The 13,659-nt window shown below is 72.4% G+C and carries 10 protein-coding genes and 5 pseudogenes; 8 read left to right on the forward strand and 7 right to left on the reverse strand.

The genetic code is table 11. From position 1 onward, the window contains the following. Window positions 1-568: 568 nt before the first annotated feature. The 3 genes from ACZ4WH_RS30100 to ACZ4WH_RS30110 form a co-directional block, all read right to left on the reverse strand. Window positions 569-3,190, reverse strand: coding sequence for an ATP-binding protein (locus ACZ4WH_RS30100; RefSeq protein WP_468186558.1), 2,622 nt, complete (start codon window positions 3,188-3,190; stop codon window positions 569-571). A 209-nt stretch (window positions 3,191-3,399) separates the two neighbouring features. Further along, complete coding sequence (locus tag ACZ4WH_RS30105) at window positions 3,400-3,723, reverse strand: STAS domain-containing protein (protein WP_014675024.1); 324 nt, start codon at window positions 3,721-3,723, stop codon at window positions 3,400-3,402. A 158-nt stretch (window positions 3,724-3,881) separates the two neighbouring features. Beyond that, the gene (locus ACZ4WH_RS30110) at window positions 3,882-4,730 is read right to left on the reverse strand and encodes a 3-hydroxyacyl-CoA dehydrogenase family protein (RefSeq protein ID WP_468186561.1); all 849 of its coding nucleotides are present in this window, start codon (window positions 4,728-4,730) and stop codon (window positions 3,882-3,884) included. A gap of 348 nt (window positions 4,731-5,078) precedes the next feature. Between ACZ4WH_RS30110 and ACZ4WH_RS30115 the strand changes: the two are divergent. Further along, window positions 5,079-5,922, forward strand: a pseudogene (locus tag ACZ4WH_RS30115) (helix-turn-helix domain-containing protein). 20 nt (window positions 5,923-5,942) lie between these two features. Beyond that, window positions 5,943-6,218, forward strand: a pseudogene (locus ACZ4WH_RS30120) (DUF397 domain-containing protein); the annotation flags it as partial. A 27-nt stretch (window positions 6,219-6,245) separates the two neighbouring features. On the opposite strand, the pseudogene ACZ4WH_RS30125 reads toward ACZ4WH_RS30120, so the two are convergent. Beyond that, window positions 6,246-6,556 (reverse strand): annotated as a pseudogene (locus ACZ4WH_RS30125) (TetR/AcrR family transcriptional regulator); the annotation flags it as partial. 211 nt (window positions 6,557-6,767) lie between these two features. On the opposite strand from ACZ4WH_RS30125, the pseudogene ACZ4WH_RS30130 reads away from it, so the two are divergent. From ACZ4WH_RS30130 to ACZ4WH_RS30140, 3 genes and pseudogenes are all read left to right on the forward strand, one after another. Beyond that, window positions 6,768-7,063: pseudogene (locus tag ACZ4WH_RS30130) on the forward strand (ABC transporter ATP-binding protein); the annotation flags it as partial. A gap of 137 nt (window positions 7,064-7,200) precedes the next feature. Further along, a pseudogene (locus ACZ4WH_RS30135) lies at window positions 7,201-7,377 on the forward strand (ABC transporter permease); the annotation flags it as partial. A 13-nt stretch (window positions 7,378-7,390) separates the two neighbouring features. Next, window positions 7,391-7,963 carry a cob(I)yrinic acid a,c-diamide adenosyltransferase gene (locus ACZ4WH_RS30140; RefSeq protein WP_468186564.1) on the forward strand — a complete coding sequence of 191 codons (573 nt, stop codon included), beginning with the start codon at window positions 7,391-7,393 and terminating at the stop codon, window positions 7,961-7,963. A 26-nt stretch (window positions 7,964-7,989) separates the two neighbouring features. Here the strand turns inward: ACZ4WH_RS30140 and ACZ4WH_RS30145 are convergent, their stop codons facing one another. Together ACZ4WH_RS30145 and ACZ4WH_RS30150 are read right to left on the reverse strand one after the other, a co-directional pair. Continuing rightward, on the reverse strand, window positions 7,990-8,493 hold the full coding sequence (locus ACZ4WH_RS30145; protein WP_468186567.1) for a DinB family protein: 504 nt from the start codon (window positions 8,491-8,493) through the stop codon (window positions 7,990-7,992). Beyond that, window positions 8,490-9,098, reverse strand: a complete 609-nt coding sequence (locus ACZ4WH_RS30150; protein ID WP_468186570.1) for a hypothetical protein — start codon at window positions 9,096-9,098, stop codon at window positions 8,490-8,492. The genes ACZ4WH_RS30145 and ACZ4WH_RS30150 overlap by 4 nt, the downstream gene beginning before the upstream one ends. 151 nt (window positions 9,099-9,249) lie before the next feature. Here ACZ4WH_RS30150 and ACZ4WH_RS30155 point away from each other — a divergent pair, with 151 nt between their 5' ends. From ACZ4WH_RS30155 to ACZ4WH_RS30165, 3 genes are all read left to right on the forward strand, one after another. Beyond that, window positions 9,250-10,422, forward strand: a complete 1,173-nt coding sequence (locus tag ACZ4WH_RS30155; protein WP_468186573.1) for a sensor histidine kinase — start codon at window positions 9,250-9,252, stop codon at window positions 10,420-10,422. After that, window positions 10,419-11,060 (forward strand): response regulator, encoded by a 642-nt coding sequence (locus tag ACZ4WH_RS30160; protein ID WP_468186576.1) that lies wholly within the window; start codon window positions 10,419-10,421, stop codon window positions 11,058-11,060. The genes ACZ4WH_RS30155 and ACZ4WH_RS30160 overlap by 4 nt, the downstream gene beginning before the upstream one ends. Window positions 11,061-11,185: 125 nt before the next feature. After that, window positions 11,186-13,006: a glycosyl hydrolase family 18 protein gene (locus ACZ4WH_RS30165; RefSeq protein ID WP_468186579.1), complete on the forward strand. Its 1,821-nt coding sequence runs from the start codon at window positions 11,186-11,188 to the stop codon at window positions 13,004-13,006. A 69-nt stretch (window positions 13,007-13,075) separates the two neighbouring features. On the opposite strand, the gene ACZ4WH_RS30170 is transcribed toward ACZ4WH_RS30165, so the two are convergent. After that, window positions 13,076-13,522, reverse strand: a complete 447-nt coding sequence (locus ACZ4WH_RS30170; protein ID WP_014675016.1) for a DUF2550 domain-containing protein — start codon at window positions 13,520-13,522, stop codon at window positions 13,076-13,078. Between the last annotated feature and the right edge of the window lie 137 nt (window positions 13,523-13,659).

A 13,659-nucleotide genomic window follows, 5' to 3' on the forward strand; every position in this document is an offset into this window, starting at 1 on the left:
GTCCCGTTTCTGCCCCCGCACCCCCTTCGCAGCCGCGCGGGGACCCTCCGACCGCTCAAGGCTCCGGGGCGAAGGGGGGAGCCCCGGGCCGTGCTCCGCCGCCCACTTTCCCGCCGACCGCTTTCCCGCCGTCGGCTTCCTCTCCGTCGCCCACTCCTCCCGCCGCGACGGCGCTCCGCCACGACGGCGGGAACCGGCGGTGCCGAACCGGCCTGAGCCCCTCGGGCACCGCCGGGCGACGCCGTCGGGGTGGGGCGCCGTCGCGGCGGAAAAGGGACCCGCCGACCGCTCAAGGCTGCGGGGCGAAGGGGGAAGTGCCCCGACCCTGCTCCGCCGCCCACTTTTCCCGCCGCCGACTTTCCCGCCGCCCGTTTTCCCGCCGTCGGCTTCCTCTCCGTCGCCCACTCTTCCCGCCGCAACGGCGCTCCGCCACTACGGCGTCGCCCGGCGGTGCCCAACCGGCCTGAGCCCCTCGGGCACCGCCGGGCGCCGCCGTCCGGGTGGGGCACCGTCGCGGCGGAGAAGGAGTTGCCCATCGATGTCGGCACCGGCGCTGGAGGGGGTGGTGTCACATCACCGGGTCGGTCGTCCCCGGGGCTGTTTCCGTCGCCGACGCGCTGCTCGACGTCCCCCCGGTGGAGCCGTCCGTGCTGCCTGTCGTCGTGCCGCCCGTGTCGCCGCCCGTGGTGCCCCCGGTGGTGCCGCCCGTGGTGCCGCCCGTCGAGCCGCCGGTGGTCGTGCCGTCCGTGGAGCCGCCGGTGCTCCCGGTGGTGTCGCCCGTCGTTCCGGTCGAGCCTCCGGTTCCGCTCCCACCCGTGGTCGTACCGCCGGTCGACGTGCCGCCGGTGCCGCCGGTCGTCGAGCCGCCGCTCGTCGTGCCGCCCGTGGAGCCGCCGGTCGTACCGCCCGTCGTACCACCGGTCGACCCACCGGTCGACCCACCGGTCGTGCCCCCTGTCGTACCGCCACTCGACCCTCCCGGCTTCGGTGACTTGGACGGTGAGCCGGAAGAGGAGTCGGACGGCTTGATGCTCTCCGACGGGCGGGACGGGGGCGCGGGCGGCGCCGGGTCGTCCGCCGTGCCGTACGTCCCGTCAGGCCCCGGTGACGTGGGCCGGCTGCTGGCCGAGCCGGTGTCGCCGGTGTCCGTCGGCCCCGTGCCCAGGCCGCCGTCGCCGATGTCCTCGCCGGCGGACGGGTTGGCGTCGACCGTGCCGGCCGGGTTGCGGCCGGCGTCGTCGGGGGAGGTCATGCCGAGCGTGACGACCGTACCGAGCACGGCGGCCAGCAGCGCGCCGGAGCCGGCCGCGACGATGTTGCGCCGGGCCAGGCGCCGGATGCCGCCGCGCGGCTGAGGCGCGGCGACCCGCTGGGTGACCGCGGTGTCGTACGGCGCCGGCGTCCGCTCCTCCTGCCGTGTCTCCGCCGGCTCCTCCCCCACCGCCACCGGCGGCAGCCCGGGCGCCTCGCCCGCCCGGTCCGCGAGCAGGGCCAGGGCGCGGCGGCCGGCGACCGTGCCCCGCTTGTCGGCGAGGGCGCCACGCAGCCCGCTCGACGCCTCCAGTTCCGCCCGGGCCCGGTCGAGTTGGCCGGTGCAGAGCGCGAGGATGCCCAACTCGTGATGGAAATAGGCTTGTTCGCTCACCTCGCCGGACAGCCGGGAGGCTTCCGCGCCGGACCGCAGGGCCCGTTCCCAGGCGCTCCAGTGGAGTCCGGCGGCGAAGGCGGGCGCGGCCGTGCGGGCCAGCCGTACGGCGCTGCTCTCCTCGCCCTCGACGGGCGGGGTCGTCCGCGGCACGACGGCGGCGAGTGCGGCCAGGACCGCGTCGGCCTCCGCGCACACCCGCTCCGGGGTGACGGAGGGATGACCGGCCCACCAGGCGTAGTGCTGGGCGGCGGTGTCGGCGTGGCCGGGGGCGTCGTCGGCGTACCCGGCGGCCTCCAGCTGGGTCTGCACGCCGGCCGCGAGGCGGTAGCGGGAGCCGACCGGGGAGACCAGGCCGCAGCTCGCCAGCTCGCCGAGGGCGGCGTCCGCGTGGGTGTCGCCGACCAGCGCGGGCAGGTGCGCCTGATGGGGCAGCTCACCGCCGAGGGCGACGGCGAAGCGGAGGGCGGCGCGGGCGGAGGCGCTGAGCCGGGAGGCGAGCAGCGGGGCGGGGGCCGCGGCCTCGCCGAGGGAGGGCAGCGGGACCTCGTCCTCCAGGTCCACGGGCGGGTCCGCCGGCAGGCGCACGTCCTCGAAGACGCCGTACTCGTCGACCGCGCCGGTGCTGGCCCGCAGTTGGTCGCGCTGCCGGAGCAGGGCGCCGGCCTGGACGAACCGCAGGGGCAGTCCCTCGGACTCGAACCACAGGTCGCCGGCCCAGTTGGCCTCCTCCTCGGTGAGCACCCGGCCGGCGGTCCGCTCCAGGATCTCCACGCCGGCGGCGCGGTCGAGGCCGCCGAGGAAGACCTCCTCGACCTCGGACCCGGCGGAGGGCGCGGGCACGTCGGGGGTGGCGGCGAACAGGAACGCGCACTCCGGGGTGGCGTCGAGCAGTTCGTCCAGCGCGGCGCCGCCGAACTCCAGGTCGTCCAGGACGACGACCGCGCCGATCTCCCGGACGCAGTCGAGCAGTTCGTCCCGGTCCGGGCGGTGGTGGGGGGCGTCGTGGACGGCGTGGAACAGGTCGTGCAGGAGGTCGCCGGCCGTGCGGTGGAAGCCGCTGAGGCGGACCACGCCGTCGGGGGCGAGGTCCAGGCAGTCCTCGGCGACCAGGTCGAGCAGGGCGGTGCGGCCGGAGCCGGCCGGGCCGGTGAGCCGGACCGAGCGGCCACGGGCCAGGAGGCGGACCAGGCGTTCGCGTTCGTCCTGGCGTTCCAGCAGGGCGAGCGCGGGCTGGGCGGGGCCGGGCGGCACGGGCGGCCGGGCGGCCCGCTCGGTCTCGGCGCGCTCGGCGGCGGTGCGCTTGCGGGGCCTGCCGGGGCGCTCGGCCGGCGGGCAGGGCTCTATCTCGCTGCCGTCGACCGGATTGACGGTCAGTTGCAGGTCGCCGGTGACGAGCTGGGCCATGCGGGCGGGCGCGGCCGGGCCGGGGGCGAAGTCGGAGGTGAGGGAGTCCCGGGGCGGTCGGCGGCTGTGCGCCTGGCCGTGCTCCTCGGAGCCCGGGGTGATCGGGTTGATCGGGTCGATCGGCTCGATCGGGTCCATGGGTTCAAGCCCCCCAAAAGCGTTGTGTGCCCGTGTTTCCGGCCCCTCCCGGCCTTGTCGCACACCGCGCTGTCGCTTCTGGTCCGGGCCCGCTCGGTCGAGGGTCGCGTCGCGGCGGGCGACCGCACCCTAAACCTTCGCTCAGTGTCTCCGACAGGGCGGGGTGCCAAGCGGTCCGAGAGGTCACGGTCTTGTGAGGATTGCGTGCCTCACACCCGGGGCAGCGACTCCACCCCGATGCCGCCCTCGATGGCGAGGATGCGGTGCAGCCGGGTCGCCACCAACAGGCGCTGCATCTGCGGGGGCACGCCCCGCAGCACCAGACGGCGCCCGCAGCGGCCGGCCCGCCGGTGGGCACCCATGATCACCCCGAGTCCGGTGGCGTCCCAGGAGTCCAGTTCGGACAGGTCCAGCACCAGGTCGCCGACTCCGGTGTCGACGGCCGAGTGCAGGGCCGTACGGGCGTCCGCCGCGCTGCGGACGTCGAGGCGGCCCCCGACGACCAGCTCGGCGTGGTCGCCCCTGATGTGCATATGCGCTCCCCGTTGAGTGCGGTTGGCGTACTCGGTGACGGTGCTGTGCAACGTCTGACTGTTCGGGTGGCGGTGCGGTTGCTGCTTGTAAGCGAACCGATACCGAATTCACCCCGGGGAGTGACACTCCCGGGGTGGTTGTGCGTGGGCGGGTTGACTCAGTACTTGTAGAAGCCCTGCCCGCTCTTGCGGCCGATGTCACCGGCATCCACCATCCGGCGCATCAGCTCCGGCGGGGCGAACTTCTCGTCCTGGGACTCGGTGTAGATGTTGCTCGTGGCGTGCAGCAGGATGTCCACGCCGGTGAGGTCGGCGGTGGCGAGCGGGCCCATGGCATGACCGAAGCCCAGCTTGCAGGCGAGGTCGATGTCCTCGGCGGTGGCGACGCCGGACTCGTAGAGCTTGGTCGCCTCGACCACGAGGGCGGAGATCAGCCGGGTGGTGACGAAGCCGGCGACGTCCCGGTTGACGACGATGCAGGTCTTGCCGACGGACTCGGCGAACTCCCGGGCTCTGGCGAGGGTTTCGTCGCTGGTCTTGTAGCCGCGGACCAGCTCGACGAGCTGCATCATCGGCACCGGCGAGAAGAAGTGCACGCCGACGACCCGCTCGGGGCGCTCGGTGGCCGCCGCGATCTTGGTGATCGGGATGGCGGACGTGTTGGAGGCGAGCACGGCGTCCTCGCGCACGAGCTTGTCGAGCGCGCGGAAGATCTCGTGCTTGACCTCCAGCTTCTCGAAGACCGCCTCCACGACGATGTCGGCCTCGGCGGCGGCGTCCAGGTCGGTGGTCGGGGTGATGCGCGCGAGGGCGGCCTCGGCGTCCTCGGCCGCCAGCTTGCCCTTGCCGACGAACTTGTCGTACGAGGCCTTGATGCCGTCGGTGCCGCGCTTCAGTGCCTCGTCGGTGACGTCACGCAGGACGACGTCCCAGCCCGCCTGCGCGGCGACCTGGGCGATGCCGGAACCCATGAGACCGGCCCCGATGACGGCGAGCTTCCGTGCCACTCCGACTCCCTATGAACGCGGTGAAAGGTCTGCCTCTCGGCGGACCATAGCGCTCCGGCGCCGCTGTGTGACCGGTAAGTAACGCGCGTCACGTCCCATTTGACGGACATCACACCGGCAGGAGTACGGGGCGGAGGGCGCGACTCCACGAGCCGGGCGGTCAGCGGCCGATGAGGGCACGGACGGCATCGCCGAATCGGGGGGAGTCGGCTCCCGCGGCCCGCCCGGCCGGTGAGTGGGCGTCAACCCGTACCGGTACGGCACCGATCCTTTCGGCACAACGGTCGCGTGCGCGCCGATACGCTCTGCGTCCGGACCGTCACACGGCGACCACGAAGGGGGTGCCCCATGCCGATGCGGAGGGCGATCACCGGGCGCAGTCAGGAGCCCCGCCGACGCTACGCGGAGGAACTCCGCCTGCTCCGCACCTCCAGGGGCCTGAGCCTGCGCGAGCTGGCCAAGGCGGTCGGCTGGGATCCCTCGCTCTTCAGGAAGCTGGAGAGCGGGGAGACACTGGGCGGGCCGGAGGTGGCCGAGGCGCTGGACCAGTACTACGGCACACCTGGACTGCTGCTGGCGATGTGGGAGATGGCCGTGGCGGACCCGACGCAGTTCAAGGAGCAGTACCGGCGGTACATGGTTCTGGAGTCCGAGGCGGTGAGCCTCTGGAAGTACTCCGTGAGCATCCTGCCCGGCCTGTTGCAGACGGACGCCTACGCGCGCGAGGTGCTCGCCCTCGGCGGCTACAAGGGCGCGGCACTGGACCAGCAGGTCACCGCGCGCACCGGACGACGGCTGCTCCTGGAGGGCCAGGACGCCCCGCCGTTCCGTGCCCTGGTCTCCGAGACGGCGTTGCGCACGCCACTGCGCGACGAGGCGGCGTGGCGGGAGCAGTTGGACTACCTCCTGGAGGTGTCCGAGCGCCCCAACATCACGCTTCAGGCACTGCCGGACCGCTCGGGTCTGCACGGTCTGGTGAGCACCGACGTCATGTTCCTGCGGCTGACGTCCGGCACTACGGTGGCGTACACGGAGAACGCGCACCGTGGCGAACTGGTGGAGGAAAACGCCGCGGTTGAGCGACTGCAACGTGCGTACGATGCAATGCGCGACCAGGCACTCGGTCCCGACCGAGTCGCGGAAGTTCATCCTGCGAGTGTTGGAGGAAGTGCCGTGCGAGCCAGCGACATGACCGGTGTGACGTGGCGCAAGAGCAGTTACAGCAATCCCGACGGCGGAGAATGCCTTGAAGTCGCCGACGACCTCTACCTCGGCGTCCCCGTGCGAGCCAGCGACATGACCAGAATGACGTGGCGCAAGAGCAGCTACAGCAACCCCGACGGCGGGAACTGCCTCGAAGTCTCCGACAGTCTCTCCCCCGCCGTCCCCGTCCGCGACAGCAAGGCCCCTGACGGCCCCGCCCTCCTCTTCGCGGCCGGGCCTTGGTCGTCGTTCGTCGCCGCCGTGCGGACGGGGGCGCTCCGCTAGGGCTCACCCCGTACGGCATGGCCGAGCGGACTGGTGGCTCCAGCAGACCTGACCGGCCATCAGGTCCGGCAGCGGGTCGGCGGCGGCGCCGGTCTCCTCGCGCACGGCCGCCTCCAGGGTGTCGTGGATCTCCTGCTGGAGGCTCCACAGCCGGGAGCGAAGTGGCGGGGCCTCGCGACGCGGGGCGAGACGGCCTCGACCTCGCCGCGCAGTTCACGCAGGACGGCGCGCGCGGCGGACTCCCCGGCGTCCCGGCCCCGGACCCAGCGGGCGAGCCGGTCGGCCACGCCCGCCGAGCGGTCGAAGAAGAGGTCTTCCTTGGCGGGGAAGTAGTTGTAGGCGGCCTCCGGCGCCCGGACCGGACGAACGGAGGCGGGACCTTCTCGTCAAGCCGGCGTCTCGTCGGATGGGGCACCCGTCCCCCATCCGTACCAGCCGGGGCACTCACCGTGGGGCACGTGCACCAGGGCATTTCTTCCGCCGTACCGCCCGCCCTGCCTACGGCGCCCGGCGCACCACGGCCGAGCCCGCCCACCGCTCTCCCGCACGCGGCGCCGCCCGGACATCGCGATGGCGCTCACCCACCGCCCAAAGGTGCTGTTCCTGGACGAGCCGACGACCGGCCTGGACCCCGGCAGCCGAGCCGACCTGTGGGACCTGGTCCGCCGGCTGCGCGACACGCACGGTACGTGATCGTCGACCGGGGCACGGTCGCCGCCGAGGGCACCCCGAGCGCGCTGAGGCTTCCGCTACGGCGGCTCGCTCGACGCGACCTCCAGGACACCTTCCTCGCCGTAACCGGCCGCGGGCCCGCCCCATCGGCCGACACCGCCCCCGTCGCCGTCTGGCCGTACGCGGCCGAACAGAAACGTCAGGACCCGCCCGATGCTGCTTCACGACACGGCCATCGTCTACGGCCGCTCTCTCCGTCAGTCCCTGCGCTCCGGCTTCGCCCTGCTCTCCTTCGGCCCGCTGATCAACATGGCTGGACGTGCTGTCGCACTTCGTCCCGTTCCGCTATCTGGTGGACGCCGCCCGGGACGCCTACGTCGGCCAGTACACCAGCCCGCACATGCTCTACGGCATTCTGATCGCCGTCGGCTTCCCCGCACTGGCCGTGACGGCGGGCACACGGGTGTTCCGGACGGCCGGGGCATAACTACGCTGGCCGCATGGTCAACCTGACGCGCATCTACACGAGGACCGGCGACCGGGGCACCACCAGCCTCGGCGACATGAGCCGGGTGCCCAAGACGGACCTCCGGATCTCCGCCTACGCGGACGCCAACGAGGCCAACGCGGTGATCGGCACCGCCATCGCGCTGGGCGGCCTGGATGAGGAGATCGTCGCGGTCCTCACCCGCGTCCAGAACGACCTGTTCGACGTCGGCGCGGATCTTTCGACGCCGGTGGTGGAGAACCCGGAGTTCCCGCCGCTGAGGGTGGAGCAGTTCTACGTCGACCGGCTGGAGGCGGACTGCGACCGCTTCAACGAGCGGCTGGAGAAGCTGCGCTCCTTCATCCTGCCGGGCGGCACCCCGGGCGCCGCCCTGCTGCACCAGGCGTGCACGGTCGTACGCCGGGCCGAGCGCTCCACCTGGTCGGCCCTGGAGGTGCACGGCGAGACGATGAACCCGCTCACCGCGACCTACCTCAACCGCCTCTCCGACCTGCTGTTCATCCTGGCCCGCAGCGCCAACCGGGAGACCGGCGACGTGCTGTGGGTGCCGGGCGGGGAGCGCTAGGCCCTGTCGGGCCCAGCCCCGCTGGCCTAGTCGCCCGTGCGGCCGTCGATCAGCTCGCGCAGGATGTCGAGGTGGCCGTTGTGCCGGGCCGTCTCCTCGATGAGGTGGAGCAGGATCCAGCGCAGGTCCACCGCGCTGCCGTCGCCCCGCTTGCGCTGTGCCTTGGTGTCCAGGTCGTGCGCGGCGACGAGTTCGTCGTGCCGCGCGGTCTCCTCGGCGTACTCGTCGAGCAGCCGGGACAGCGGGATGTCGACGGCGATCCGCATCTCGCGGTCGGGGTCCTCGTCGGTCCAGGGACCCTCGTCCGGCTCCCCCAGGAAGACGACCCGGAACCAGTAGTACTCGACCCAGCGCAGGTGGTTGATCAGCCCGCTCAGCGTCATCAGCGGCGAGCCGGGGAGGATCGCCTTCACGGCGTCCTCGTCGGAGAGTTCCTCGCACTTGGCGCGCGCGGTGGCGCGGACGTAGGTGAGGAAGGTGGTCAGCTGAGTGCGCTCGTCCCAGGCGGGAGGCGTGTCGGTGCGTGTCATCGCCGCGATGATGTCCCGGTGCCCGTGTCGGTGTCGACAGACTTTTCGACCGGCCTTCCGACAGCTGTGCCCTCCGGCCCCCGCTTCGGGAAGAGCGTGTAGCTCGCCGCGATGACCACATTGATGCCGATCACCCACAGCATCCGCTGCTGCCAGGCCCGCAGCGAGCCGGTGTCCCCGCCGTCGCCGACGTACCAGACCGCTCCCTGGAGCAGGGCGAGGGCGACGGCCGAGGCCATGATCCAGCGGGCGGCGACCTTCCACTCGTGGACGGCACGGGCCGTGCCGTACTTCGGTGGCCTTACGGGAGGAGGGCCGCCGGCGAAGCGGTGGGCCACCCGGGCGTCCGCCCACCTGACGGTGGAGTGGCCGAGGCCGACCGTGAAGCCGATGTAGACCGCGGCGAGGCCGTGCCGCCAGTCCGGTTCGGCGCCGTTCCTCAGATCGATCGCGGTGACGGCGAAGAGCACGATCTCCAGGAGCGGCTCGCACAGCAGCAGGGCCAGGCCGGTGCGCGGCATCCGGAACACGTACCGGAAGGCCAGCCCGGCCGCCAGCAGCACCCAGAACGCCACCTCACAGGCGATGATCAGTCCGACGATCACGGTTCGCTCCCCTCGTCCACCCTTCCAGGCTCCCGGTCGGTTCCGCCGTTTTCGTCGTCGGCGCAGAGGAGACCGCCGTAAGCGAAAGTCGCACGCCAGGACCCTCCCCCGGAAGCAGGCGGCCCGCCTCCGAGCCGTGTTGGATGGGGGCATGCCCCTCGCGCTCCCCCGCCCGCACCGCGACGACCTGCGCATCGCCGTGGGCGGGCTGCTCGGCGGGGTGCTGCTGTGGGCGCTCGGCATCCGTCCCCGCCTGGCGTCCGACAGCCTGGTGCTGTGGCACGCGCCGTGGGCGCCGCTGGTGCCGCTGGCGCTGACGGCCGCGTGCGAGCCGCTGCGCCGCATCCGCCCGCGCGCCGGTCTGCTGGTCGGCACGGCCGCGCTGGCCCTGGACACGGTGACCGTCGGCAGCATCGTCACCGTCGTGCTGTACACCGACCTGATGTACGCGGCCGTCCTGTACGGCACCCCGGCCTCCGCCCGGCGTATCCCGTGGATCACCGGGATGCTGACGGTCGTCGGCGGGATCGTCCCGGCTGCACTCTGGCGCGATCCGCAGGGGCTGCTGATCGGTGTGGGCGTCGGGGTGGTGGCGCTGGCCCCCGCCGCCACCGGAGCGCTCGTGCGTAACCACCGCGACGCCGCCGAGGCGGCCCGGCTGCGCGCCGAACAGACCGCGCTGCTGGCCGAGATGGACCGCACCCAGGCGGTCACCGCCGAACGCGCGCGGATGGCACGGGAGTTGCACGACATGGTCGCCAATCACCTGTCGGCCATCGCCATCCACTCCACGGCGGCGCTCTCCCTCGACGACCCGAAGACCTCACAGGAGGCGCTGGCCGTCATCCGGGAGAACAGCGTGGCAGGGCTGGCCGAGATGCGCCGACTGATCGGCATCCTGCGCGACAGCACCGGAGACCGGGAGCCCGCCGCGTCCCCCACGCTGGACGGACTCGGCGCGCTGGTCGGCAGGGCGCGGGCGGGCGGTCTGGACGTCACGCTCGACGCCGGTCACGGCAAGGTGCCGGCGCCCGTGGAACTCGCCGCCTACCGGATCGTGCAGGAGTCGCTGACCAACGCCCTGAAGCACGCGGCGAAGGGGCCCGTCCGGGTCTCGCTCCGGCAGCGGGACGGGATGCTGGACATCCGGGTGAGCAGCCCGTACCGGCCCGGCGACGGCCCGCGCGCACCCGGCTCCGGTTCCGGTCTGACCGGGATGCGGGAGCGGGCCGCGCTGCTCGGCGGCACGTTCGAGGCCGGACCTCGGGGCGCCCTGTGGGCCGTACGAGCCACGCTTCCGCTCACCGAAGGAGATCCCGCATGATCCGTGTCCTGGTCGCCGAGGACCAGTCCGCCGTCCGCGCCGGGCTGGTCCTGATCCTGCGCAGCGCGCCGGACATCGAGGTGGTCGGCGAGGCGGCGGACGGCGAGCAGGCCGTCGAACTGGCCCGGAGCCTCAAGCCGGACCTGGTCCTGATGGACGTGCAGATGCCTCGCCTCGACGGGGTGTCCGCGACCCGGCGGATCGTCGCCGAGCGGCTCGCGGACGTGCTGGTGCTGACCACCTTCGACCTCGACGAGTACGTGTTCGGGGCGCTGCGGGCGGGGGCGGCCGGGTTCCTGCTGAAGAACGCGGAGGCGAGGGAGCTGCTGGAGGCGGTGCGGACGGTGGCGCGCGGGGAGGGGATCGTCGCGCCCGCCGTGACCCGGCGGCTGATCGCCGAGTTCGCCGCGGGCCCGGCGCGGGAGGCGGAGGCCGACCCGGCCGTGCTGGAGTGCCTCACCCGGCGGGAGCGGGAGGTGCTGGGCTGTATCGGCGAGGGCCTGTCGAACGCGGAGATCGCGGCCCGGCTGGACATGGCGGAGGGCACGGTGAAGACGCACGTCAGCCGGTTGCTGGCCAAGCTGGAGCTGCGCAGCCGGGTGCAAGCGGCGGTTCTCGCCCGGGAGTTGGGGGTCTAGCGCGGCTCACCCAGGAATGGTCCAGACCTATTGACGGGTGGTCCAGACCTTTCTACCCTCGCAGCACCGTGGGCGTGAAGGCTCAGTCATGCCCCTGACACCCCCGATGACGAGGGAGGCGCAGCATGCGCTTCAGACACAGAGCCGCGGCAGGGTTCGCGACCCTGTTGCTCCCCCTGGCCGGCCTGGTCGGACTCGCGAGCCCCGCCCAGGCGGCGGCGAACGCGACGGCCGCCTTCACCAAGACGAGCGACTGGGGCACCGGCTTCGGTGGTCAGTGGACCATCAAGAACACCGGTACCAGCAGCATCAGTTCCTGGACCGTCGAGTGGGACTTCCCCTCCGGCACGTCCGTCACCTCCGCCTGGGACGCGGACGTCACCGGCTCCGGCACCCACTGGACCGCGAAGAACAAGTCCTACAACGGCACCCTCGCCCCGGGCGCCTCCGTCTCCTTCGGCTTCAACGGCGCGGGCTCCGGCTCCCCGTCCAACTGCAAGCTGAACGGCGACAGTTGCGACGGCACGACGGTCCCCGGCGACGCGGCACCCTCCGCGCCCGGCACCCCGACCGCCTCCTCGGTCACCGACACCTCGGTGAAGCTCTCCTGGAGCGCGGCCACCGACGACAAGGGCGTCAAGGACTACGACGTCCTGCGCGACGGCACCAAGGTCGCCACGGTCACCACCACGTCGTACACCGACACGGGCCTGACCGCCGGCACCGACTACTCCTACACCGTGCGGGCCCGTGACACCGCCGACCAGACCGGCCCGGTCAGCGGCGCGGTCAAGGTGCACACCACCGGCGGCGGCACCACTCCCCCGCCCACCGGCGACAAGGTCAAGCTCGGCTACTTCACCGAGTGGGGCATCTACGGCCGCAACTACAACGTCAAGAACCTGGTGACGTCCGGCTCCGCGGCCAAGATCACGCACATCAACTACGCCTTCGGCAACGTCACCGGCGGCAAGTGCGCGATCGGCGACTCCTACGCCGACTACGACAAGGCCTTCACCGCCGACCAGTCGGTCAGCGGCGTCGCCGACACGTGGGACCAGCCGCTGCGCGGCAACTTCAACCAGCTGCGCCAGCTGAAGGCCAAGTACCCGAACATCAAGGTGCTGTGGTCCTTCGGCGGCTGGACCTGGTCCGGCGGCTTCGCGGACGCGGCCAAGAACCCGGCCGCCTTCGCCCAGTCCTGCTACGACCTGGTCGAGGACCCGCGCTGGGCCGACGTCTTCGACGGCATCGACATCGACTGGGAGTACCCGAACGCCTGCGGTCTGACCTGTGACACCAGCGGGGCCGCGGCCTTCAAGAACGTGATGTCCGCGCTGCGCGCCAAGTTCGGCTCGAACAACCTGGTCACCGCGGCCACCACCGCCGACGGCTCGGCCGGCGGCAAGATCGAGGCCGCGGACTACGCGGGCGCGGCCCAGTACGTCGACTGGTACAACGTGATGACGTACGACTTCTTCGGGGCCTGGGACGCCAAGGGCCCGACCGCCCCGCACTCCCCGCTCACCTCGTACGACGGCATCCCCAAGGCGGGCTTCACCACCGCCGACGCGATGGCCAAGTTCAAGGCGATCGGCGTGCCCGCGAAGAAGCTGCTCATCGGCATCGGCTTCTACGGCCGCGGCTGGACCGGCGTCACCCAGGACGCCCCGGGCGGCACGGCCACCGGACCGGCGACCGGCACCTACGAGCAGGGCATCGAGGACTACAAGGTCCTGAAGTCGTCCTGCCCGGCCACCGGCACCGTCGCCGGCACCGCGTACGCGCACTGCGGCAGCAACTGGTGGTCGTACGACACTCCCGCCACCATCAAGTCGAAGATGGCCTGGGCCAACAGCCAGGGCCTCGGCGGCGCCTTCTTCTGGGAGTTCAGCGGCGACACCAGCGACGGTGAACTGGTGAACGCGATCAGCAGCAACCTGTAAAAACGCCTAAGCGACGTTGACGCTCCCCCAGACTTCGTCCGGGGACCCCCACCCAGAGGGTGAATGTGGCTACGCCACATTCACCCTCTGTCCGGGCGGGGCTGCCTCCAGCCACGCGAGAAAACCGGTCAGCGCGTCTTCGCTCATGGCGAGTTCCAGGCGGGTGCCCCGGTGCGTACAGGCCAGCACCACCGCGTCCGACAGCAGCGCCAGCTCCTCCTCGCCCTCGGGCAGCCGACGGCCGGCCACCTCGATCTGCCCGCGCTCCAGGACGCGGCGGGGGCGGGGGGCGTAGGAGAAGACCCGGTACCACTCGATGCGGTCGCCGTTGTAGCGGGCGACGCCGTAGGACCAGCCCTTGCCGCCCGTGTCCGGTTTCTCGGGCAGGTCCCAGCGCAGCGAACAGTCGAAGGTGCCGCCGGAGCGCTGGATGAGCCTGCGGCGCAGCCCGAACAGGAACAGTCCCACCACCACGAGCGCGACCACGATCCCGCACACAGTCAGAGCGAGGACCATCGGCACCGACCTCCTCGTCTCCTAGGTAACGGAACGTAAAAAACACCCACATCTACCTCAGCCGGGGGGGGGGGGGGGGGGGGCGGGGGCGGGGGGGGGGGGCGCAGGGTGCCCCGCACGGCGGGAGGGAGCGGCAA

It is taken from the genome of Streptomyces sp. NPDC029138 (assembly GCF_055564375.1).

Coding starts and splice junctions, on each gene's coding strand:
- ACZ4WH_RS30170 (WP_014675016.1), bottom strand. CDS start 13,522: ATGGTCCTCGCTCTGACTGTGTGCGGGATCGTGGTCGCGCTCGTGGTG.
- ACZ4WH_RS30105 (WP_014675024.1), bottom strand. CDS start 3,723: ATGCACATCAGGGGCGACCACGCCGAGCTGGTCGTCGGGGGCCGCCTC.
- ACZ4WH_RS30140 (WP_468186564.1), top strand. CDS start 7,391: ATGGTCAACCTGACGCGCATCTACACGAGGACCGGCGACCGGGGCACC.
- ACZ4WH_RS30165 (WP_468186579.1), top strand. CDS start 11,186: ATGCGCTTCAGACACAGAGCCGCGGCAGGGTTCGCGACCCTGTTGCTC.
- ACZ4WH_RS30145 (WP_468186567.1), bottom strand. CDS start 8,493: ATGACACGCACCGACACGCCTCCCGCCTGGGACGAGCGCACTCAGCTG.
- ACZ4WH_RS30160 (WP_468186576.1), top strand. CDS start 10,419: ATGATCCGTGTCCTGGTCGCCGAGGACCAGTCCGCCGTCCGCGCCGGG.
- ACZ4WH_RS30100 (WP_468186558.1), bottom strand. CDS start 3,190: ATGGACCCGATCGAGCCGATCGACCCGATCAACCCGATCACCCCGGGC.
- ACZ4WH_RS30155 (WP_468186573.1), top strand. CDS start 9,250: ATGCCCCTCGCGCTCCCCCGCCCGCACCGCGACGACCTGCGCATCGCC.